This is a genomic window from Scrofimicrobium canadense (assembly GCF_009696615.1).
In the GTDB taxonomy this organism is placed as follows: Bacteria; Actinomycetota; Actinomycetes; order Actinomycetales; family Actinomycetaceae; genus Scrofimicrobium; species Scrofimicrobium canadense.
This window is the reverse complement of the sequence record NZ_VULO01000010.1, coordinates 22,380-45,124: the sequence shown is the minus strand read 5'-3', so window position 1 is coordinate 45,124 and position 22,745 is coordinate 22,380. Positions and strand designations below refer to the sequence as shown.

Here is a 22,745-nt window from a genome sequence, read left to right as displayed (position 1 = left end):
GCAAAGATGTGTAGAAATGTGTCCGGATTCTGATATACCTTGCTGGGTTGTTATCAAGAGAGGCATATCCTTAGCCTTAGTAATTCATTACCTTGAGTTTACTCAAGGGGTGAGCGGTGCTCTCGATTGGGGACTCTAATGACTAGTGGCTTGTATTCTCCCGAATACGAACATGATGCGTGTGGGGTGGGATTTGTAGCAACACTCAGCGGTATAGGAACTCACGACATCGTTGAAAAAGCAATCCAGGTTCTCGAGCGCCTCGACCACCGCGGTGCGGTTGGAGCTGAAGTGGATAGCGGAGATGGTGCGGGAATACTAACCCATATTCCTGATTCCTTTTTTCGAAGGACAGCGGGCTTTCCCCTGCCTCCTCAGCGATACTATGCGGCAGGAGTCGCGTATTTGTCCCCGGACCTGGTAGAAGCCGGACGACAGACAGATCATGTCGAACGTATTGCCGCCGAGGAGGAACTCGAGATATTGGGATGGCGTGAAGTCCCAGTACGCTCGGAAATCGTGGGGCTCACCGCAAGAAACGCGATGCCTCGTATGTTGCAACTATTCGTAACACATAACAGTCGTAGCCTTTCGGGAGTGGAACTTGACCGATTAGCTTATAGGTTGCTGAAGAGAAGTCGACACGAAGCTGGAGTGTATTTCTGTTCGCTCTCATCACGGACAATTGTCTACAAAGGGATGTTGACGACACAGCAGTTGCCGGATTTCTTCCCGGATCTCAATGCTGAAGACTACGTGTCTCAGATGGCACTAGTGCACTCACGATTCTCCACCAATACTTTTCCTTCGTGGGAATTAGCCCAGCCTTTTTCTCTGATGGCTCACAATGGAGAAATCAATACGATCCGGGGCAACAGGAACTGGATGTCGGCACGGGAAGGTAAGCTTTTCTCTCCAGTCCTGGGGGACATGAGCCAGCTGCTTCCAGTGTGTACTCCTGGCGAGTCTGACTCGGCGTCGTTCAACGCCGTCCTTGAGTTGCTTTATCTATCAGGACGCTCATTGCCACGCGTAGCTCAGATGATGGTTCCTGAAGCCTGGGAACAAAAAAGCGATGTTCCCGATGATATTAGGGCAATGTATGAATTCAACTCGACCCTCATTGAGCCCTGGGACGGCCCAGCATCGATCACATTTACCGATGGAGACATCATCGGGTCAATGCTCGATCGCAATGGACTTCGTCCAGGTAGATACTGGGTCACTGACAATGGCTTAGTCGTAGTCGCTTCTGAAAGTGGAGTCCTAGACCTTGATCCGGCGACGATTACGCACAAAGGGCGTTTGAGTCCCGGACACATGTTCGTCGTTGATCTGCTTGAGGGAAAGATCCTCAATGACAAAGATATTAAGGAACAGCTCGCTAACGAGCATCCGTACAGAAAATGGATTCACGATAGGTCTGTACGTCTCGAAGAACTACCTACGCGAGAACACGTCGATCATTCTGCAGCCTCAGTGGTGCGCCGACAAGAAATCTTTGGGTACTCGGCCGAAGAAATCAGACTCATCGTCGCACCTATGGGGCGCATGGGGGCCGAGCCGCTGGGGTCAATGGGGACAGATACTCCAATCGCAGTATTGTCTTCGCGCCCGCGCCTCCTCTTTGATTATTTCTCCCAAATCTTCGCTCAGGTCACTAACCCTCCTTTGGACGCGATCCGTGAAAAATTAGTGACCTCACTAAGCTCAGCAATCGGTCCGGAGCCAAATATCCTCGATGACAGTCCGGAACATGCGCGCAAACTACTCATTCCATTTCCAGTGATTGACAATGATCAGCTTGCAAAGATCATCAAGGTTCAGCGATATCACGGACGCAATAGTGGTTTTACTGCACGTGTGATTCGAGGGCTTTACAACGTTGATGGTGGGGGGACAGCACTAGAACAACGCTTGGAAGAGATATTTAGGGAGGTAGATCAGGCAATTGACGAGGGCGTCTCAATCCTCGTTCTTTCTGATCGCGAGAGCAATACTCAACGAGCTCCAATACCATCCTTATTGCTCACTTCTGCAGTGCATCATCATCTCATTCGGCGCCACACACGAACGCAGGTCTCGCTTGTTGTAGAAGCTGGCGATGTGAGGGAAGTTCATCATGTCGCTCTCCTTATTGGGTTTGGCGGTGCCTGCGTCAACCCCTATCTCGCAATGGAAACTGTCGAGGGGCTAGCAAAACGGGGCGAGTTAGGCAGCGTTGGCCCAGAAAAAGCGGTGGAAAACCTCATCCGCGCTCTGGGCAATGGAGTGCTCAAAGTGATGTCGAAAATGGGAATATCGACAGTGATGTCTTACCGTGGGGCGCAAATATTCCAGGCTACTGGTCTTGGTCACGAGGTGATCGAAAAATACTTCACCGGTACGGCTTCTCCACTTGGAGGTATCGGTCTTGATGTGATTGCCGAAGAAGTCGCATTGCGACATCGGGCGGCATATCCTTCAGAGGGGAATCGTGTTCCGTATCGCGATCTTGACGTTGGCGGTGAATATCAGTGGCGTCGCGAGGGACCTCCACATCTCTTTGACCCTGAAGCGATAGCAACGCTACAACATTCGACTCGAACGCAGGACTATCAACTGTTCAAACGATATTCATCTCATATCAACGAGCAGCAGCGCCGTCTTATGACTCTTCGTGGGCTCTTCACTTTAAAGGAGACGGGGCGTGAGCCGATTCCCCTTGAACAGGTGGAACCTTGGGAGAAGATTGTCACGCGTTTTTGTACGGGTGCCATGTCATATGGATCAATCTCGATGGAAGCTCACGAGAATCTTGCGATAGCTATGAACCAGATCGGTGCAAAATCCAATACTGGCGAGGGGGGCGAAGACGCAGAACGCTTGCATGATCCTGCAAGGCGTTCTGCTATTAAACAGGTTGCGTCAGGGCGTTTCGGTGTGACTATCGACTATTTGACGAACGCTGATGATATTCAGATCAAACTAGCGCAAGGCGCAAAACCTGGTGAAGGTGGACAGTTGCCAGGACCGAAAGTCTACCCTTGGGTAGCGAAGACACGTAGAGCCACCCCAGGTGTTGGTCTGATCTCGCCCCCTCCTCACCATGACATTTACTCGATTGAGGATCTCAAACAACTCATTCACGACTTGAAGAATGCCAATCCGCAGGCACGCATCCATGTCAAGCTTGTTTCTGAAGTGGGTGTGGGGACGATTGCTGCGGGTGTGTCCAAGGCACATGGCGATGTCGTGTTGATTTCTGGACACGACGGCGGGACCGGAGCAGCGCCTCTGACTTCAATCAAACATGCGGGAGCTCCTTGGGAAATCGGATTGGCGGAAACCCAACAAACCCTGGTACTCAATAATCTCCGTGATCGCATTAGTGTCCAAGTTGACGGTCAATTAAAAACGGGCTGGGACGTGATTGTCGGCGCAATGCTCGGTGCTGAAGAGTTTGGATTTGCGACTGCCCCCCTGGTGGTCTCTGGGTGTATCCTCATGCGAGTGTGCCAGAAGGACACGTGTCCAGCCGGTATAGCGACACAGAGTCCCGAACTGCGGAAGAAATTTGCGGGTCAGCCTGAGCAAATCGTCACTTTCTTCCGCTATATCGCAGAAGAGGTACGTGAATACTTGGCACAGATGGGTTTTTCGACTTTGCAAGAGTTAGTGGGGCATGTCGAGTACCTTGACACTTCGGAAGCAATAGATCACTGGAAAGCTTCAGGAATGGACCTTTCACCTCTCCTTACAAAACCGCTTCCAGCTCCCGGAGCTACGCTCTACTGTTCGAAAGCTCAAGACCATGGGTTGAGCAAGGCACTCGATGTGAAACTGATCGAGACAGCAATGCCAGCTCTTGAGAATGGTGAGCCAGTGCGCATGGAAGTCTCTGTGAAAAATGTCAACCGCTCGGTGGGGACGATGCTTTCCCATGAGTTAGTCAAAAGACGAGGTGAGATGGGATTATCTCCCGGCACGATTGACATCACTTTACGAGGCAGTGCCGGGCAGTCTCTTGGAGCATTCTTGGCCCGCGGGATCACGCTAAGGGTTTATGGTGACGCTAATGATTATGTTGCCAAAGGACTATCAGGTGGCCGAGTCGTAGTACGCCCGGATGACAAAGCTGGGTTCATAGCGTCTGACAACGTCATTGCTGGGAACGTATTGGCCTATGGGGCAACTAGTGGAGAATTATTTGTCGCAGGTTTGGTGGGAGAGCGGTTTGCTGTACGAAACTCCGGGGCGACAGTTGTCGCTGAAGGAGTGGGAGACCACGGTCTTGAATACATGACAGGAGGAACCGCACTGATCCTTGGACCGACAGGGCGCAACTTCGCAGCCGGTATGTCTGGAGGTATCGCATACGTACTGGACATTGATGAAAATCAGCTATCTCGCAGTGAACTACTCGCTGGTGACTTGCTTCTCGACGCTCCCAGCGCTGAAGAATGCGTGGAAATAGAAAAGCTCTTGCGTGATTACCAGGCAGAAACGGGGTCTGCAGTTGCGCGGTCACTACTAGACGATGTAGAAGTCATTTCCCGCAGATTTACTAGGGTTCTTCCTGCTCATTATGCCCGCATGACAGAAGCACTCAAGCAGGCAGAAATAGAAGGAATAGACGCATTTACCCAGGAGGGGTGGGAGCGAATTTTGGAGGTGTCACATGGCTGATCCACGGGGTTTCATAAAGGTTCCCGAACGCGAGTTACCGAAAGACCGCGAAGTTCCTCTTCGCCTTCTGGACTATAGCGAAGTACACGATGCACTTGATATTGACCAGGTTATGCTGCATCGCCAGGCATCGCGCTGTATGGATTGCGGTGTGCCTTTCTGCCACAACGGATGTCCCCTCGGCAATCTCATACCTGAATGGAACGATCTTGTGTGGAAAGGGGAGTGGGAGCAGGCTTCTGATCGCCTCCATGCAACCAATAATTTCCCCGAATTCACCGGCCGTGTATGCCCAGCACCATGTGAGACTGCCTGTGTTCTAGGAATATCTCGACCTCCGGTAACAATTAAGAACATTGAAATCTCCATTATTGAAGAGGCATATCAGCGTGACTACGTTGTGCCACAAATTCCTGAGCGTCTCACCGGGCACACGGTTGCAGTTGTTGGATCGGGACCTTCCGGATTGGCTGCGGCCCAGCAACTCACCAGATCTGGGCATACGGTGGCAATTTTTGAACGGGACTCTAAACCAGGAGGACTGTTGCGCTATGGAATTCCTAATTTCAAACTGGAAAAACAATTTGTCGATCGTCGCATTGCCCAAATGGAAGAGGAAGGCACTAGGTTTCGGTGCGGTGTTGAGATCGGCCGAGATATTTCCTGGGCCGAATTGCGAGATCGCTACGATGCCGTAATTATTGCAGTTGGATCGACAATTCCTCGTGATCTTCCGATTGTTGGCAGGGAAGCTGAAGGCATCCATTTTGCCATGGATTTCCTGCATCGTGCCAACGATCAAGTGGCTGGGGAACGAGTGTTAGATCCGATCAGTGCTGAGGGAAAGAACGTTGTCGTCATAGGCGGAGGTGATACTGGTTCTGACTGTGTAGGTACATCATTGAGGCAGGGTGCGAAATCTGTACTCAATATTGAAATTACTCCGCGCCCTCCTGAAGAACGACCGCTCAATCAACCGTGGCCAACCTATCCCATGACGTATCGTGTGTCCTCTTCGCATCAAGAAGGCGGAACCAGAAAATACTCAAAAGCTACTGTTGAGGCGCAGAGCAGCTCAGAAGGCAAGATTGAGGCTTTGGTTATCGCAGACGCCGAGAATTTTCGACCGGTTGAAGGCAGCGAAGAGATACTTGATGCTGACTTGGTACTTCTGGCAATGGGCTTCGTCGGCCCTGAAACCGATATCATCACATCGCAATTGGGGATCGACATCACCGAGAGAGGAACAATCGCTAGAGATCATTCGTTCCAGTCCTCAGTCCCCGGAGTTTTCGTAGCAGGTGACGCAGGCCGAGGTCAATCACTGGTGGTGTGGGCTATTGCTGAGGGACGATCAGTAGCCTCTGAGGTCGATGCATACCTGAAGGGAACAACCGCACTGCCAAAACCCATTGAAGCAAATACTGTACAGATGCGATTCTAACTAGCGTTATGGAGATCGTTAGAATCTATACCGAGTGATGCAAGCTCAATCTCAGTGAGCGGCGGAACGAGGATGAGATTGAGATAGTGGGCCAATGACAGTTGTGTGGAACCCGGAATCTGATCAAAAGTCCAACGGATATAAACGCCATCACGCAAAGCTTGGAATATACGACTCTGGTGCTTAGCACTGAGATCCGATCTTATGAGTCCACCGTCGCCAATAGCGGAAAATATATGGTTATGGAGAGCGTTTCTTGACTCAAAACGGTGCTTTGCAAAAGCATGGTGACTAGTTCCAGGTTGAAATGAGCGTGCTTCTAAAGTCGTATGAAGCGGAATATATCCCGGTATATTTTCGGCAGCCCCGCTATATTTGACCAGCTTGATCGCGGCCTCACGGGGAGTCCTGGCTCCCATGGTGGACAGCGAGAACTCTGGTTGTCTTCTGAGAACAGCCTTGAGTAGATCATCCTTGGTGTGGTACCGACGAAGCAATGCGGGATGGCTTATTCCCACTTTGCTGGCAATGTCGCGAAGAGACCCTCCAATGTAGCCTTGCTGACCGAAGATCTCGGTGGCTGCATTGATAATATCAGTGGTCTTTTCATCGGCATCTACGGCCGTATCTATGAAAATCTCGCGAGTAAGCCTTTCAAGTTCGTAGGAGAAATCCTCACTTGTCTCCGGAGTAAAGATTGATGCAGCGACCGTCTCGTTCGCTGTACTCAGCGCTAAGTGAGCATCACGCAGTAGAGTTCCTCCGTCCAGATGAGGCTGATAAAGCCAGGCTTTCATCAGCCCTTCGAAAATATCAGCGAATATCTGGGGTTGTTTGACCGTAGGAAAGCGCTTCGTCAATGATCTCTTGAGAGCATTCATTGTTTCTGCGGCGATATCAGTGGCAGGATGACCTTTTTTTGATGCTTCTGAGATAACCACGGTTCTCACTGCCACATGGTCTCGATGTCTCGTGAGTGTTCTCCACACTTTAAATAATGCGGTGATGTCATCGACTGACTCATCGACTGCAAGAGAATCGAGGACTATAGTCGACGACTCTTCAACTACGGCTATGAGAAGATCAGATTTCGATTGAAAGTAGTGGGAAATACCTGCTTGGGAATAGCCAGTATAATCGGTCATGACCCGCATAGATGCACCGTCGTATCCTCGGGTAAGAAAAGCCTGGCGTGCACCGTTGACTATGTGTTTTCTCGGTGAATCCAGAGAAGCTATATCCCTCACCCGTGGCCTCCTGCATAGTCGTGTTCTCTCTGAGAAAGGTGGCTTGTGAAGTCCTTCATAAGGGGAAAAGATAGCTGCGCAGCCAGAATATGCCAGAGCATACGCCTGCATTTAATCGTCGAAGTCATCTTCCTCCTCGTCGATGAGTCGAAAACGCGTGATGGAGTTTTCGATTGTGAGAAGAATAATGCAAAGGCATGCAATCGTACCGGGAACAAAGACTAATAATCCGTCCACATTTTGCGAAGGTTCATCTAAGAAAAGTGCAAACCATGTGAGTCCCATTCCTGTTGCTGCCGCGATCTCTCCCAGAATACTTATACCTACGAAAAATTTCGCTCGCCCTTTGTGACGACGTACAACTGAGCGTGATAGGTGGAAATCGAATCCGAAGGCTAAGAGCAAAAGGGCGAAAAACGACAGTAACGCAGCAAAATCGAGAACCTCTAAAAGTCGCATATTTCTTATACCAGGGCTGCTGCTACAGCCAGTTTGAGCGCACCCTGGAATGTTGATTCTCTTTCAGAAGCGGTCATTTCATAGGTGTCATCAAAAAGATGATCTGAAACAGTGAGCACTGTAAGAGCCTCAGTATGGTACTGCGCTGCGATTCCATAGAGCGCGGCTGTTTCCATCTCAACACCGAGAACTCCATAGTCTGCCAAACCTTCATTTTGCCCCGGAGTTGACGCATAGAAGTGGTCACGAGAAACAATGGTTCCAATATGAAGTGGAGTCTCGTTTGTATGAGCAGCCGCAGCAGCAATAAGAAGATTCGCCGAAGCAATCGCAGAAAAGTAGATGCCTGGAATGCGAGCTTGGTTGAAGTTAGAGTCTGTGTGCGCGCCTGCTGCAAGAACAATATCTCCAACGTGAACGTCGGCCGATATTCCTCCACATGTGCCCACGCGAATGATCCGTTGCACGCCAAAAAACTTGTAGAGTTCGTTTGCATAGATTCCAATGGAGGGCTGTCCCATTCCAGATCCCATTACAGAAAGTGGTTGACCTTGGTATGTGCCAGTAAACCCGAGCATTCCCCGAACATCAGTCACTTTTTTTGGAGAGTCTAAAAGCTGCTCGGCAATGCGTTGAGCTCTTTTTGGATCACCGGGCATTAGGACAGCGGGCGCAAAATCTGTGCTCTCGGCATTGATGTGTGCTGTGGGCATGGCATCCTCGCTTTCGATGGAGCGGCTAAAGTGACCTCATGCTGTACGATCTTGTAGCCTTTGATCTCGATGATACTCTAGCCCCTTCTAAAGGCAGTCTGCCTACTGAAGTTGCTGAGGCATTACGCGATCTCCTTCAGCGCGTTCCCGTATGCGTTATCAGTGGAGGGAATTTTGACCAATTTCGCTCTCAGTTACTTGCTGGCTTGGAAGCCCCAGACGTACTTTTGACCGATTTACATCTAATGCCAACCTGCGGAACTAGGTATATGCGGTATGAGAGTGGACAGTGGGTCGAAAAATACGCACATAATCTTACCGATGAGCAAAAGAGCCGCGCGATTCATTCGCTGCGTACCCATGCTGAAAAACTAGGACTCAATGAGAAACGGACGTGGGGTCCTGTGATCGAAGACCGGTTGTCTCAGATCACTTTTTCTGCACTAGGACAGCAGGCTCCTATCGAAGCCAAGAGGGCCTGGGACCCTACGGGAGACAAGAAGCATGCTTTGGCAAAAGCCGTCGCAGTTGATGTCCCTGACCTTGAGGTTCGGTCTGGTGGCTCAACTTCCGTCGATATCACTGCGCGAGGTGTCGACAAAGCATATGGGATGTCGAAACTGGTTGAAGTGACAAGAATTGCTAAAGAACGCATGCTTTTTGTGGGGGACCGACTTGATCCATCGGGGAACGACTACCCCGTACGCGCTGCAGGGTGGCCTACTATCGAAGTTGCCGGGTGGGAAGAGACTCCTGCCGTGATTGCTCAGATCATTGCCGAGTAGCCCAAAAGGCAATGGCTGCGGCCTGCGCTACATTGAGCGAATCCACATCGTGACTCATAGGAATTGTGATACGACAATCGGCCGACGTAAGAGCTTTTGGAGAAAGCCCTGGCCCCTCGCTACCTACTATGAGCGCCAAACGTCTTGGACGCGTAGTCTCTCCCAGCTTGGCATCACCGTGGGGAGTTAGCGCCCATGTAGTGAAACCGTAGGCGGTAAAAAGCTGAGGATCCGGATACTTTACTAGCCGAGTCCACGGAACTTGGAAGACTGCCCCCATCGATACTCGTACGCTTCTTCGATAAAGAGGGTCTGCACAATCGGGTGAGATAAAGACAGCGTCAATTCCGAGGGCAGCAGCGCTGCGAAAGATAGCACCGACATTCGTATGGTCCACAAGTCCTTCAAGAACTGCCACAGTGGATGAGGGCTTTAGGAGGCTAGAAGGCGCTGGCAGGGGAGTCCTTTCCATGAGTGCCATCGCACCGCGGTGGACCCGGAATCCTGTGATGTGAGTTGTGTCCTCTTCTGGTAGTACATAGATGGGAGTATCGGGATCAGCTAGTGTCTGCAGACGTTCGGCGCCCTTGCGCGCCCACTGTTCGGAGACGAGAAATGAGATGGGTGAGTAGCCTGCCTCCCGGGCTCGCTCGATAACATTCCAAGACTCGGCAATAAAGACTCCGTTCTCGGTTTCCCATTTGGTGCGCAGCTGCACGTCTTTGAGGTCCATATAGGGGCGGAGTCCCTCATGTGGGAAATCGTTGTTGCATTGAATAAGCACTTATGCATTCTAGACTTCTTATCCACATACTGGTGGAGTCCAGTTTTCCACAGTATCCACTTCCCAGGTTTTTCTTGGTCCGTCCCTTTGTGTAAGGGTCTGTGAAGGAGGTAGCGCACAATGTATGCACAACAAGGATGGACCGCTGAAAAGTCAATAGAAAAGGCACTCGAGAATGCGTGGACGGGAGATACATGGGGCGGATGTAGAAGGTTTGAAAGACTGGGGCCACTTGACGTGCATCTGCTTGCAATGGCGATACCGGAGGCTTGCTTACGAGATCGTCACAATAATGCCCCCACAGCGGGTCAACTCATCCAGGTTGTACTGACCAATCCAGGCAACGCGATGATCGGAGGGTACCGTATCGAAGTTCCTCGAGCCGACGAAAGAATTAGCATAGACGCTTTGTGGATCCGCGGATCAGACCCGAAAACTGCCTGGGGATGGCTGGAGAAACAGCTTCCAGGATTGTCGGGTAGTCATAGTCCTGACGAAGCCTCGGTCCGACGGGACCAAGCAGGCGGAATGTGGGTGCGCATGTGGTGGGATTGACTAACTCCCAACCAGTCTACTTCGAGCTTGGGGTAGTGCGGGGGAATTCCCCACGGGCCACCTGTGGCTTGGGAGTGCGCCACCGCCTTGCCATCAACATACGCGAATATGCGTAGAACCAGGTGCCCTTAGGAATAGTGTCATCGGGATAGCGGGTCCGAATACGTTTCTTTAGGCGAGTCCAAACAATAATCGCCTCGATGATAGAAATGGCAAACATTCCGTAAAGAACAGCGATGAATACCAGGCTCACCACGGCGGTCCCTCCCGTATTGGGAGCGAAGAACCCAACCGCCAACATTGCAACTAAGAGTATGAGCATGACGGGAAAGAGAAATTCGGATGCCGACCACCTGGCATCTAGCCAATCTCGGGTAAAACGGCGCACACGCCCTTTATCCCGATAAGGTAAATACCTTTCATCGCCAGTTTGCAGGGCCTCTTGCTCGCGCGCGTAGGCTTCGTTGCGCTTTTGCTTCTCTATTCGGCGCGCTAACTTGCGGTCTTTTGGAACGAGGGGGCGTTGACGCGCAGCCTCTGCCTCCCGGCGTGTGGGTGTACGCGTTCCTTTTTTCTTAGGTTGTTTCTCTTCAGCCACGTGCCCAGATTAGACGAGTAGCGAGTGGGCACCAAAACGTGACCACCCGCTAGTCTTATCTTTATGACATCAGAAAAAGTAATCGAGCTGGTTGACCGCGAAACACCGGAATTGATCTCACAGTTAAGAAAGCTGGTGGAGATCCCCTCTATTTCGGCATTGGCTAATCACGAAAGTGACGTTGAGGCAAGTGCGGAGACGGTAAAAACTATGTTTACTGAGATTGGCATTCCTAGCCGTGTTGTTCGTGCAAAGAATCCTGATGGAACCTTGGGACGTCCAGCAGTGTTGGGGCGCAAAATTGTCGATCCTGATGCCCCTACTGTCCTCTTATATGCACATCACGATGTTCAACCAATTGGCGAGGAGTATCGTTGGTCTTTTCCGCCATTAGAACTCACTGAAAGCGGTGACAGGCTTTATGGTCGAGGAAGCGCGGACTGTGGAATCGGTATCGTGGTGCACTGGGGAGCTCTCAAAGCTCTTGGAGACGACTTGCCAGTCAATGTAGTTGTCTTCATTGAAGGCGAGGAAGAAATCGGCTCGCCTTCGTTCACGGATTTTCTTGCTACCTATCGAGACGAGCTGCGTTCAGACGTTATCGTGGTAGCAGATTCCAATAACTGGACAGTTGATGTTCCTGCGCTCACGTCCTCACTACGGGGGCTTGCGGGAATGGACGTTACGGTAAAAGTACTCGATCATGCAGTTCACTCCGGCATGTACGGTGGACCAATTTTGGACGCGGTTACACTGAGCGCCCGGCTTATTGCGTCTTTACACGATGAACAAGGAAACATAGCGGTTGAGGGGCTTCAGGGTAACCCCGAAGCCGACGTAGATTGGGACGAAGACGAATTCCGTAGCGATGCTGGCGTCGTTGATGGATATCACCTGGCGGGTACGGGAGACCTTGCAGCGAGAGTGTGGACGCAACCAGCCATTGCTGTTATTGGTATGGATGTGCGGCCTGTAGCTGAGTCATCAAATACGATTGCACCGGAATGTACGTTCCGACTCTCGGTCCGAACCGTTCCTGGTACCGACCCGGAAGACACGTTTGCAGCGGTTAAAGCGCATATCGAAAAACACTGTCCTTTCGGGGCTCACCTGACTGTTTCACGAACCGAAACAGGACCCGGATACCTTGCCGCCAATGGCGATGCAGCTGATCTCTTCCGAGACTGTCTGAAAACGGCGTGGAAACAAGAGCCGGTGAGTATCGGCGTGGGAGGTTCGATTCCTTTCATAGCGCAATTCCAAAGCGAATTTCCGGAGGCCGAAGTTCTCGTGACAGGAGTCGAGGACCCGGCTTCAAATGCCCATTCCGAGAATGAATCAGCATCAAAGACCGTCTTGCGTAACGCCACGGTCGCTGAGGGGATATTCCTGGCGCGGCTGGCAACCACTGGGAGTAGAGCGGTAGAGTAAGGCCTGAGATTCAAATGGAGGACCCTAATGTCTGATGTTTCAACGCAGCTTCCCACCCACGAAGTTGTTCTTACTGATGAGGCAGCCGAAAAGGTGAAGAGCCTTTTGCTTCAAGAGGGACGGGATGATTTACGTCTGCGAATTGCTGTCCAGCCCGGTGGTTGCTCAGGGCTGATCTATCAGCTGTACTTCGACGAGAGAACCCTTGATGGTGACGCAATACGCGACTTTGATGGCGTGGAGGTTGTCGTAGATCGAATGAGCGTACCTTATCTTGCTGGCGCAACTATCGGTTTCTCTGACACGATTGAGCGCCAAGGATTCACAATTGACAATCCCAATGCTCAAGGTTCATGCGCGTGCGGGGAGTCCTTCCACTGATCATGCGGGTAACCAAATCTTTGGCGGGGTTACTCGCCCTCTCATTCGTACTATCCGCATGCGCTGGTCCAGGGGAACAAACCTCGGGAGACTCTCAATCGGGACAGCAATCCGAGGCGCAATCAGCGTCTCAGTCTGGGGCTCAATCTGGTGAAGATGCTTTTTCCGGGGGCCCGACAGTCGATCGTGATACCGATGTGAAGTTACCGGAGATAACTTTTGATGATGAGGGGAAACCCTCGATGAAACCTTTGAAGGAATCAGCTCCGAAGAACATCACGGTAAAAACTCTCACAAAGGGGGACGGTGCCGAGGTACTTCCCGATGACATCGTCACTGTGAACTATGCCGGGTTCCTCTGGGACGATGGGAAAGAATTCGATTCTTCCTATGGGTCTGATAAGCCAGTCTCTTTCTCACTCAATAATCTCATTCAAGGTTGGAAATGGGGACTGGCTGGCACGCACGTTGGCGACACCGTAGAGATAGCTATTCCTTCTGAATTCGGATATGGAAGTCAGGGATCTGGCGATAGAATCCCACCGGATTCGCCACTTGTCTTCGTTGTTGAAGTGCAGGGCGCCCTCACTATTGACCCAGCGGTGCTGAAAGAAGCGACGCCGACAGAACAAGCTTTACCCAGTGGATTAGAAATTGGGGGAGAGCTAGGGGAACAGCCCACTATCGAATTTGCGGCTTCGAGTAAACCGCCGAAAAAGAGAGAGACCTTGGTACTGGCAGAGGGCACCGGGACTGTGGTCACAGACAGCGATATGGTAGTGGTGCATTCCTCAGGAGCCCCTTGGGGTGAGTCCGCAGGCACTGAAAGTACTTGGGGGCAAGATCCTGAACATCTAGATGCTTCGCAACTTCCTGAATTACTTGGACGACGGGTTGGCTCTCGTGTTGTGATACTTATTCCTTCAAAGAAGGACGAAGCTCCTGCAGCTGCCTTCGTCATAGATATCCTAGGAAGCTACCCAAAATAGGAGTGAAACATGAGTGAAGAAACTGTCAGTGTGTTGCTCTACAGCGATGATGCCAATCGACGTAACGCAGTCATTGAAGGTGTAGGAAAACGACCGGCTAAAGATGTTCCTCCTATTACCTGGCTAGAGGCAGCAACGGCTGAGGGCGCAGTCATCGTTTTTGAAGAACAGAAACCAGAGATCTTAGTTCTCGATGCCGAATCCTACAAAGTTGGGGGAATGGCAGTCGCTAAAGAACTGCAAAATGAGCATGATGCGACTCAGCCCGTTGTCCTTCTCACTGCACGCCCCCAAGACAATTGGCTAGCTAAATGGGCTGGCGCCGTCGAAATCGTTGGCGATCCACTTGACCCGTTAGAGCTCCAGGAAGCATTGGCACGGGTCATTCGCGGTCTCAGATGAGTAACTGGGAGGAACTGGCACCGCGTCTTGCCGCAGGCGATCAGCTCGACTACACGGCGACCCACAGTTTAATGGGCCAGATAATGGATGGTGAGCTAGGGGAAATCCGCTTAGCTAGTTTCCTATCCATGCTGGCTATGCGCGGCATAGCAACCGATGAACTTCACGGCCTAGCGGATGCTATGCGTGAGAGGGCCCGTAGGGTTAATCTGCCAACTGAAGTTGTTGACATCGTTGGTACTGGTGGAGATCAGGCTCATACCGTCAATATCTCCACTATGGCTGCAATCGTGATCGCAGCAACCGGAGTTCCCGTAGTTAAACACGGAAATCGAGCGTCCACGTCTTCATCGGGTTCTGCCGACGTACTTGAAGCACTCGGCGTGAATCTACAACTGACACCAGAGCAGCTATCCGAATCTTTCAACGACACGAAAATCGCTTTTCTCTTTGCCAATAACTTTCACCCCTCTATGCGCCATGCCGCGGGCGTCCGAAAATCTTTAGGATTTCCGACTATCTTTAACGTTTTGGGACCGCTAACAAATCCAGCTCAGCCAGTAGCTAGTGCTGTTGGAGTGTCAAGGGAAGACCTGGCTCCTCTCGTGGCGGGGGTGTTCGCACGTAGAGGAAACCGTGCTCTCGTATTCAGAGGTGTCGAACGTGGGCTTGACGAAATTACGACCATTGAGCCCACAGCGGTATGGGTGGTGCATGAAGGTGAAGTCCACCACCAGATAATCGATCCGGCAAACATACTGGGCGTACCACATGCGACGCTATCGGATCTTGCCGGAGGAACCCCTCAAGACAATGCACAAGTGGCAAGAGACGTGTTTTCAGGTCGCACCGGACCAATCGCCGATGCTGTAGTCCTCAACGCGGCTGCAGGGATGGTTGCCTATTCAGCGGAGGCACTCACAAAGCCATTAGAAGAATCTTTGAAAGAGGCGGTATCTCTTGCAAGAGCCGCCATAGCCGACGGAAAAGCTACAGCGGCACTTGACACTTGGATTTCAGTGACTCAGAACTAATCTAGACCCAGTTGAAAAGCCTGTTCCAATTCACCTGCAGAGTACGTGCGAAAGGCCAAGTGTGTTCCTATCTTCTCTACACCGGCGACTTTTGCAATACCATCAGTTACTACCTGGGCCAGGTCCTGGTAATCTGCAAGCTCAAGTACCGCGACAAGGTCGACATCCCCGGTAACTGAATAGACTTTTGACACTCCGGGAATCTCGGTGATAGCAACGGCCGCTTCGGAAATAGAGTCGACTTCACAATTGATCATGACGATAGCTGTAATCATGTTCTAAGCATAACTGTGAGCAGGATGCCGAGGCAGGTACACTAATATTCTAGCTGCCAAATTGACTAAGGGAGGTCCGGTGGGATTCTACAAAGTCCTCAAGACAATGGGATCACCTGTACTTAAAGGGGTCTACAAGCCATGGGTGAGGGGAAAAGAAAATATACCCGCGGAAGGACCAGCGATCTTGGCTTCCAACCACAATGCGGTCTGGGATTCCGTTTTCTTGCCGATGCTTATTGATCGCGAAGTCGTCTTTATGGGTAAAGCTGACTATTTTTCAGGCAAGGGCGCCAAAGGATGGGCAACGAAGAACTTTATGCGTGCGGTGGGGACTATACCTGTCGACCGCACCGGCGGTAAAGCAGCGATGGCAGCTCTTCAAGCAGGACTCGATCGTCTCAATTCGGGTGAGCTTTTTGGTATCTATCCAGAAGGTACACGTAGCCCTGACGGGCGGCTATATCGAGGAAAGACTGGTGTTGCACGGTTAGCACTAGAATCTGGCGCTCCTGTCATCCCCGTGGCCATGATCGGTACCCACGCCGCTCAACCTATCGGACAGAAAATACCGAGTCGGACGAATATCGGGGTGATTATCGGTGAGCCCCTCGATTTTTCTCGGTACCGTCCTTTGGCCAAAGATCGCTACGTTCTGCGGGCGATAACCGATGAGATCATGTATAACCTTATGTTGCTTTCGGGGCAAGAGTACGTGGATGCATATGCCGCGGATGTGAAGGCCCAGCTGGCTGCTGAAGGCGAGTTCGATGGTCCGGTTCCGGACACGGGCCATAATGCTTCGCCAGCCGAGTAAACTTGAATCAACTCGTTCAGTAAAATCATTGAGAAAGGCTTACTTGTGAGCGTACGTCGTGTTGCCCTGTTGACTGCCGGGGGCTTTGCCCCATGTCTCTCCGCAGCTGTTGGTGGATTGATTGAACGCTATACGTCTCTCGATCCAAGTATCGAAATCATTGGCTACCAGCATGGTTACCATGGTCTCCTTACGGGAAACTATGTGAAGTTTGACGAAGAGGCTCGCCAACGTGCATTAACACTGTTGAACTACGGAGGTTCGCCTATTGGAAACTCTCGAGTAAAGCTGACAAACGCAAAAAACCTCGTAGAACGAGGCCTTGTAGAAGAGGGACAGAACCCCCTTGAGGTCGCTGCAGAACAGTTACGCACGGATGGCGTTGATGTCTTACACACGATCGGCGGTGACGATACCAATACGACTGCGGCCGATTTGGCTGCATATTTGGCGGATAACGACTATCCGCTTACAGTTGTTGGCCTGCCTAAGACTATTGACAACGACATAGTTCCGATTCGTCAGTCACTGGGTGCTGATACGGCTGCTGAGCAAGGATCGCTTTTCTCGCAGAATATTATCGGCGAGCATCGTTCGGGCCCTCGTATGCTCATCATTCACGAGATCATGGGACGTCACTGCGGATGGCTCGCGGCAGAAACCACTCGTAAGTACGTCGACTGGGTTGGAAAGCAGGAGTGGGCTCCTTCCCTTGGTCTGACTGCAGAGCGTTGGTCGCCACATGCCCTCTACCTTCCTGAAATCGCGATTGATATTGATGCCGAAGCTGAGAGACTTCGCGCAATCATGGATGAACAGGGCAACGTCAATATCTTCTTGTCTGAAGGCGCCGGAGTTCCGGAAATTTTGGCGCAAATGGAGGCAGCAGGCGTCGAGATTAAGCGCGATCCTTTTGGTCACGTTCGTCTCGATGAAATCAATCCGGGACGTTGGTTTGGTGAGCAATTCGCCGAAAAACTGGGCGCAGAAAAAGTGATGGTCCAGAAGTCGGGATATTTCGCGCGATCCGCGAAAGCCAATCAGTATGATTTGCACCTCATCCAGTCCATGGTGGACTTGGCCGTTGACTGTGCGCTCCGTGGAGAGTCCGGTGTAATAGGTGCTGATGAGGAAGATGGAGATCGTCTACGCGCGATAGAGTTCCCACGTATCGCAGGTGGAAAAGCTTTCGATATTACTCTTCCATGGTTCTCCGAACTGATGGAACAGATCGGTCAACCCTTTAGCCCTGCAGAACCGGCAGGTCACTAGATCACCGTGAATGAATGGGAATCATGGCGGACTCTGCCTGCCAAACATCAGCCAGAGTACCTCGACCGTGAGGCATTGGAGAACGTCCGCGCAGAACTGAGAGTACGCCCACCCCTAGTTTTTGCTGGGGAAGTGGACTCTCTGCGAGAGGCGATGGGCGCCGCCGGTAGAGGTGACGCTTTCGTATTGGTTGGCGGAGATTGCGCAGAAACCTTTGCAGAATCAACCGCAACACAGCTGCGCATGAAGATCCAGACACTTCTGCAAATGGCAGTTGTTCTTACCTATGGAAGTTCACTTCCTGTAGTAAAGATCGGGCGTATTGCAGGGCAATATGCAAAACCCCGGTCTTCACCGACTGAAACACGTGATGGTGTTACCTTGCCATCGTATTTAGGTGACGCAGTTAACGGCTTCGAATTCACTGCGGAAGACCGTGCACATGACCCTGCACGCCTTCTGGAGATGTACCATAAATCAGCAGCGTCTCTAAATCTGATTAGAGCTTTCACCAAAGGCGGCTACGCGGATCTTCGCCGAGTTCATGAGTGGAATCGCGGATTTATTTCTAACCCTGCCTATGCTAGGTATGAAAGCCTCGCTGCAGAAATTAACCAGGCAGTCCGATTTATGGAAGCAGCAGGCGCTGATTTTGTGTCTTTGCGCGAAGTTGATCTTTTTTCCTCTCATGAAGCACTATTGCTTGACTACGAAGAGGCAATGACTCGCGTTGATTCTCGGACAGGGAACCTCTACGACACGTCGGGACATTTCTTATGGATTGGCGAACGGACTCGTGCTTTGGATGAAGCTCACGTCGAACTACTGTCCCATGTGCGCAACCCCATCGGCGTCAAACTGGGACCGAACAGTACGCAAGAAGACGTGAAAGGGTTGATTGAGCGGCTTAATCCTCAAGGGGAAGAAGGTCGCCTGACATTTATGGTTCGCATGGGCGCCGATAATATCGAACGTGGACTCCCGCCACTCGTTGAGGCAGCTATTGCGGATGGCCGACCTGTGACCTGGATGTCCGATCCGATGCATGGCAATACGATTTCCTCTCCAAACGGCTACAAGACTCGTGACTTTGACACGATCATGCGAGAGGTCGAGGGGTTCTTTAATGTTCACCGTTCCATGGGCACGGTTCCTGGTGGAATCCATGTCGAGCTTACTGGTGCTGATGTGACCGAAGTTGTGGGCGGTGCTGAACATCTCGATGCGCAGAGTTTAGAACTGCGATATGAGACATTAGTAGATCCTCGGTTGAATCACCAGCAGTCACTGGAGATAGCTTTCCAGGTGGCTGAACTGGCTCGGGAACAAAATCCGATAGCAGAACCTACACACGGTTCAAGCCTTGAGGTGGATTCACCCGAATTTGGATTAGGCTCAACTCTATAGCATAAGTGCTGGGGGGTTGCTGCCGAGAAAAGCCAGGCAACCCCTCAGACCACTGTCAGTGTAATAGTTGAACCACGAGCGACCATTTCGCCCGAAGCAGGTGATTGGTCACCTACGAGATCAAAGAAACTAGTAATCCTCTTCACCTCAACCGTGAAGCCTGCAGCTTCGAGGATGCTTTGGGCATCAGCAAGAGTTTTCCCCGCGACAAAGGGAACCTCAACGAGTTCGGGCCCTAGCGAAACCACATAAGAGACTGTATCTCCTCGGTGAAGAGGGCCCTCGTCGGGCGTGGGGCTTTGTGAAATCACTATCCCCTCAGCTATATCATCTGAATATGCCTCACTTGATGACGCAATCAACCCAGCTTCTTCAATGGCTGCGGACGCCTCCCCGGCTGCGATTCCAGTCACTGAGGGAACCTCGATAGGTTCTCTTCCCTTTGACACTTTTATCTCTACAGTTGCATCATGACGGACGGAGGCTTCTGGGGAAGGCACAGCAGAAATTACAACGCCCGCAGGAACATCTTCAGACCATTCCTCGGTGATTTTTCCAAGTGTCAGACCTGCTTCGCGTATGAGGGTTTCTGCTTTATCTCGAGTTTCTCCAACGATTTTTGGAACGGTCACCATTTGTATACCATCAGAGACCACAAGGGTAACGATAGTATTCTTATGTGCCCGAGAGCCTCCTTCGGGAGTTGAACTGATTACCGTTCCTGCTGGAACCTCATCCGAAAAATCTCTCTCGACAATTGCCTCGAACCCAGCCTCTTCTAAGATAGCCTCAGCATTGACTTCAGTGTGGCCCGCTACCTGGGGGACATCAACGTATGAACCAGGCCCGTATCGCAGCCACCACCACGTGCCAGCTGCTAGCGTGGCACACACGATAACCGCGATGAGGATGACGAGTGGGGCACGTTCCCGTTTCTTCGTAGGTGCGTTTCCTGGTCTTGAGCCGGAGGTATGAATCACCTGGGAACTCACTGGAAGAGGTGTCGTCGTTCCCAGAACACCAACTGCTTGAGTTCCGTCACTATGTGACGGATTTGCGATTGGTTGGTCATGGCGTCTACTAAGAACTTCTGGAGGAAGGCTATTCTCTACAGCTTGGACCATGGCTAGCGCTTCTGATGCTAAGGCAGGTCGTTGATCGGGATTTCTTGCACAGAAGGTCTGCACCAGTTCGTCGATTGAAGAAGGAAGCCACGGCACCAAATCGGATGGCGCCGGAATATCTTCATGAACGCGTGCATACGCGGCTTGTAGAGGCGTCGCAGATAACCAAGGCACTGTCCCTGTAAGCATTTCGTAGAGCATCAGACCGATAGCGTAGACATCGGTACGTTCGTCAGACGAACCCGACAATGCCACTTCTGGAGCAAGATAACTCACAGTGCCGAGTATCGATCCAGTGGACGATAGCGAAGCATCTGAGATTGCCCGAGTCAAACCGAAGTCAGTAACTTTTAACACATAGTTGCTATCGACAAGGACATTTTCAGGCTTGAGGTCTCTGTGAACCACGCCGACAGAGTGTGCGGCATTGAGGGCCTCAAGCATCTGCGATGTAAAGTCAAGAGCCTGTTCAACAGTGAGTGGCCCCTCTTCCATGAGGTATGTTCGTAGGTTTGGGCCATCAATCAATTCCATGACGAGGTAGGCCTGTCCATCCGCGCTACCTTGGTCCCATACAGGAACGACACCTCGATGAGATATTTTGGCTGCTGATCGTGCTTCACGTCTGAAGCGAGCAGCAAACTGTTCTGACTCTGCAAGATGAGGGTGCATGACCTTGAGAGCAACGAGGCGCTCCAAACGTTGGTCCTGGGCTATATAGATGCTGGCCATACCCCCACGAGCCAATCGGGCACGAACATGATAACGATCATCGAGAGTGAGACCCACTAGAGGATCTCGCATCTGGGATGAGGGTACAGGAGAGTCAGTCACGTGGGCATTCTATAGGTCTCAGACGCGATAGTATCGCAGGCGCGCAGGTATTCTTGATGGCATGAGCAATATGAATGACACAGAGCTGGTTTTTATCTCCGCGCAAGTTGCTGCAGAGCGTATGGGAGTCCCTCGTACCCGAATTAAACAACTCGATAAAGAGGGAGCAATTGTCACGTTGCGGCGAGGTGGGCAACTGGTCATTCCTGAACAGCTACTTGAACCGTCTCAGGAAGACGCAGATGTCTATGAGCCTCTTCTCACTGCGAAGGGAACTATTATCCTGTTGCGTGATTGTGGTTTCGAATCTGAAGAAATTGTGCAGTGGCTTTTTTCTTTGGAGCCAGAACTTGGCGTGAAGCCAATTGATGCTTTACGTAGCGGGCAACATCGTCACGTGAATCGTATAGCGCAAACTCTGGGCTATTGAGTTCTCCACACTAGTAGGTGAGCAAATTCCTCGCATAGCTTTCGGGCGTGACTTGGCAGGTGCATCTTCTCAATGACGGATATTCCTTGTGCATAGAACCTTTCAATAAGGACTTCATGAGGATCGCGTCCATACGCGTCGACAAATTCAGTGACAGCCTCCACGTCACCGGCGCTGAGGGTATCTTGGCGGTAGATTGACCGAATCGTGTCGCTGACGTGGTCTGGAGCATGAGCGAGAGTGAGGCTCAGTAGTGCGGTACGTTTTCTTTCGATGATATCTCCACCGGATGGCTTGCCGGTATCTCCCAGCTGTCCGAACACTCCTAAATGGTCGTCTCTTAATTGGAAAGCAATGCCAATGGGCTCAAAGGCATTGAGAAGCTGTTGGACTGTCTCGTCTGGTGCCCCGGCCAGCTGCGCTCCCAGACTCACCGGATGAGCGACGGAATACCGAGCTGACTTCAGACGAATAATAGTGTGGGCCAACTCCAGGGCTTCGCTATCACCTTGAGGTTCTTGCTGCGCGCTGCGTAAATCTAAGTACTGTCCCAGTGCCACTTCTCCAGCCATTGAGGCGAAGTGCTCTGCAACCTTCGCAGGACAATATGTCATTTCGCGTTCTGCGCATGCAAGAAGAAAGTCTCCGAGCAATATGGCACCGCTCTCGCCAAACGTATCACTCGATCCCAACCACGCTTCGTCATCGTGGGCATGGGCAAAGAGCCGGTGTGCTGATGGTCGTCCGCGGCGCGTGGGTGAATGATCAACAACATCATCATGAATAAGTGCCGCAGCCTGATAGAATTCTAAGGCGGTTGTGAGATGACTCATGTGTTTTACGTTGATGGCTCGATCAAAATCTCCGTCGACTGTGACCGACGCTCCTACCAGAGCACTAAGAGCACGAAAGCGTTTTCCGCCGTTAACACTGGCATATAGTGAGTCGAGAAATTCGACCGGAAAGCCTGCAATATCGCTGAAATACTTCTGTGTTTCTTCGAGGATGTGCGCCAGGGTAGTGTCAATGATGGTGGCAGCGTGATCAAGCGTGTCGGAGATCTGACTCATGGGCACATGGTACCGGGACCGAGAGT

21 protein-coding genes are annotated in these 22,745 nt (G+C 51.5%); 13 read left to right on the top strand and 8 right to left on the bottom strand.

Annotation, left to right across the window (positions count from 1 at the left end; all coding sequences use genetic code 11):
• Positions 1-138 precede the first annotated feature (138 nt).
• Both gltB and FYJ24_RS08830 read left to right on the top strand, forming a co-directional pair.
• The gene (gene gltB, locus FYJ24_RS08835; RefSeq protein WP_154545592.1) at positions 139-4,668 is read left to right on the top strand and encodes a glutamate synthase large subunit; all 4,530 of its coding nucleotides are present in this window, start codon (positions 139-141) and stop codon (positions 4,666-4,668) included.
• Positions 4,661-6,112, top strand: coding sequence for a glutamate synthase subunit beta (locus FYJ24_RS08830; RefSeq protein ID WP_154545590.1), 1,452 nt, complete (start codon positions 4,661-4,663; stop codon positions 6,110-6,112). Before gltB ends, FYJ24_RS08830 begins: the two co-directional genes overlap by 8 nt.
• Here FYJ24_RS08830 and FYJ24_RS08825 read toward each other — a convergent pair.
• The 3 genes from FYJ24_RS08825 to deoD form a co-directional block, all read right to left on the bottom strand.
• Positions 6,109-7,359, bottom strand: coding sequence for a TetR/AcrR family transcriptional regulator (locus FYJ24_RS08825; RefSeq protein ID WP_206192608.1), 1,251 nt, complete (start codon positions 7,357-7,359; stop codon positions 6,109-6,111). The two genes, FYJ24_RS08830 and FYJ24_RS08825, sit on opposite strands and share 4 nt — an antisense overlap.
• Before the next feature lie 111 nt (positions 7,360-7,470).
• On the bottom strand, positions 7,471-7,818 hold the full coding sequence (locus tag FYJ24_RS08820; RefSeq protein WP_154545586.1) for a hypothetical protein: 348 nt from the start codon (positions 7,816-7,818) through the stop codon (positions 7,471-7,473).
• A 5-nt stretch (positions 7,819-7,823) separates the two neighbouring features.
• Positions 7,824-8,531 (bottom strand): purine-nucleoside phosphorylase, encoded by a 708-nt coding sequence (gene deoD / locus FYJ24_RS08815; protein WP_154545584.1) that lies wholly within the window; start codon positions 8,529-8,531, stop codon positions 7,824-7,826.
• Positions 8,532-8,569: 38 nt separating this feature from the next.
• On the opposite strand from deoD, the gene FYJ24_RS08810 reads away from it, so the two are divergent.
• Positions 8,570-9,316: an HAD-IIB family hydrolase gene (locus tag FYJ24_RS08810; protein WP_154545582.1), complete on the top strand. Its 747-nt coding sequence runs from the start codon at positions 8,570-8,572 to the stop codon at positions 9,314-9,316.
• Here the strand turns inward: FYJ24_RS08810 and FYJ24_RS13425 are convergent.
• Complete coding sequence (locus FYJ24_RS13425) at positions 9,303-10,100, bottom strand: TrmH family RNA methyltransferase (RefSeq protein WP_206192607.1); 798 nt, start codon at positions 10,098-10,100, stop codon at positions 9,303-9,305. The genes FYJ24_RS08810 and FYJ24_RS13425 overlap by 14 nt on opposite strands.
• A gap of 120 nt (positions 10,101-10,220) precedes the next feature.
• Here FYJ24_RS13425 and FYJ24_RS08800 point away from each other — a divergent pair, with 120 nt between their 5' ends.
• Positions 10,221-10,655, top strand: a complete 435-nt coding sequence (locus tag FYJ24_RS08800; RefSeq protein ID WP_154545580.1) for a hypothetical protein — start codon at positions 10,221-10,223, stop codon at positions 10,653-10,655.
• A gap of 16 nt (positions 10,656-10,671) precedes the next feature.
• Here the strand turns inward: FYJ24_RS08800 and FYJ24_RS08795 are convergent, their stop codons facing one another.
• On the bottom strand, positions 10,672-11,253 hold the full coding sequence (locus tag FYJ24_RS08795; RefSeq protein WP_318656614.1) for a DUF3043 domain-containing protein: 582 nt from the start codon (positions 11,251-11,253) through the stop codon (positions 10,672-10,674).
• A 63-nt stretch (positions 11,254-11,316) separates the two neighbouring features.
• On the opposite strand from FYJ24_RS08795, the gene FYJ24_RS08790 reads away from it, so the two are divergent.
• Genes FYJ24_RS08790 through trpD form a run of 5 tightly spaced genes read left to right on the top strand, consistent with a single transcriptional unit; the run spans position 11,317 to position 15,490 of the window.
• On the top strand, positions 11,317-12,684 hold the full coding sequence (locus tag FYJ24_RS08790; protein WP_154545578.1) for a dipeptidase: 1,368 nt from the start codon (positions 11,317-11,319) through the stop codon (positions 12,682-12,684).
• A gap of 27 nt (positions 12,685-12,711) precedes the next feature.
• Complete coding sequence (locus FYJ24_RS08785; RefSeq protein ID WP_154545576.1) at positions 12,712-13,065, top strand: HesB/IscA family protein; 354 nt, start codon at positions 12,712-12,714, stop codon at positions 13,063-13,065.
• Between the two features lie 2 nt (positions 13,066-13,067).
• Entirely contained in the window at positions 13,068-14,054 is a 987-nt protein-coding gene (locus FYJ24_RS08780) for an FKBP-type peptidyl-prolyl cis-trans isomerase (protein ID WP_206192606.1), read from the top strand.
• 9 nt (positions 14,055-14,063) lie between these two features.
• On the top strand, positions 14,064-14,456 hold the full coding sequence (locus tag FYJ24_RS08775) for a response regulator transcription factor (protein WP_154545572.1): 393 nt from the start codon (positions 14,064-14,066) through the stop codon (positions 14,454-14,456).
• Positions 14,453-15,490, top strand: coding sequence for an anthranilate phosphoribosyltransferase (gene trpD, locus FYJ24_RS08770; protein ID WP_154545570.1), 1,038 nt, complete (start codon positions 14,453-14,455; stop codon positions 15,488-15,490). The genes FYJ24_RS08775 and trpD overlap by 4 nt, the downstream gene beginning before the upstream one ends.
• On the opposite strand, the gene FYJ24_RS08765 is transcribed toward trpD, so the two are convergent.
• The gene (locus tag FYJ24_RS08765) at positions 15,487-15,765 is read right to left on the bottom strand and encodes an Lrp/AsnC family transcriptional regulator (RefSeq protein WP_154545568.1); all 279 of its coding nucleotides are present in this window, start codon (positions 15,763-15,765) and stop codon (positions 15,487-15,489) included. The two genes, trpD and FYJ24_RS08765, sit on opposite strands and share 4 nt — an antisense overlap.
• 79 nt (positions 15,766-15,844) lie before the next feature.
• Here FYJ24_RS08765 and FYJ24_RS08760 point away from each other — a divergent pair, with 79 nt between their 5' ends.
• The 3 genes from FYJ24_RS08760 to FYJ24_RS08750 are packed head-to-tail and all read left to right on the top strand — an operon-like array spanning position 15,845 to position 19,261.
• A complete protein-coding gene (locus tag FYJ24_RS08760; protein WP_318656613.1) occupies positions 15,845-16,582 on the top strand; it encodes a lysophospholipid acyltransferase family protein in 738 nt (245 codons plus the stop codon).
• Between the two features lie 45 nt (positions 16,583-16,627).
• Positions 16,628-17,854 carry a pyrophosphate--fructose-6-phosphate 1-phosphotransferase gene (locus tag FYJ24_RS08755; RefSeq protein ID WP_318656612.1) on the top strand — a complete coding sequence of 409 codons (1,227 nt, stop codon included), beginning with the start codon at positions 16,628-16,630 and terminating at the stop codon, positions 17,852-17,854.
• 6 nt (positions 17,855-17,860) lie between these two features.
• Complete coding sequence (locus FYJ24_RS08750; RefSeq protein WP_404814712.1) at positions 17,861-19,261, top strand: class II 3-deoxy-7-phosphoheptulonate synthase; 1,401 nt, start codon at positions 17,861-17,863, stop codon at positions 19,259-19,261.
• Between the two features lie 44 nt (positions 19,262-19,305).
• Here FYJ24_RS08750 and pknB read toward each other — a convergent pair whose 3' ends face one another.
• Positions 19,306-21,219 carry a Stk1 family PASTA domain-containing Ser/Thr kinase gene (gene pknB, locus FYJ24_RS08745; RefSeq protein WP_318656611.1) on the bottom strand — a complete coding sequence of 638 codons (1,914 nt, stop codon included), beginning with the start codon at positions 21,217-21,219 and terminating at the stop codon, positions 19,306-19,308.
• A 61-nt stretch (positions 21,220-21,280) separates the two neighbouring features.
• Here pknB and FYJ24_RS08740 point away from each other — a divergent pair, with 61 nt between their 5' ends.
• Positions 21,281-21,649 (top strand): Rv2175c family DNA-binding protein, encoded by a 369-nt coding sequence (locus FYJ24_RS08740; RefSeq protein ID WP_154545566.1) that lies wholly within the window; start codon positions 21,281-21,283, stop codon positions 21,647-21,649.
• Here the strand turns inward: FYJ24_RS08740 and FYJ24_RS08735 are convergent.
• Positions 21,643-22,719 carry a polyprenyl synthetase family protein gene (locus FYJ24_RS08735; protein ID WP_206192605.1) on the bottom strand — a complete coding sequence of 359 codons (1,077 nt, stop codon included), beginning with the start codon at positions 22,717-22,719 and terminating at the stop codon, positions 21,643-21,645. The genes FYJ24_RS08740 and FYJ24_RS08735 overlap by 7 nt on opposite strands.
• Positions 22,720-22,745 lie beyond the last annotated feature (26 nt).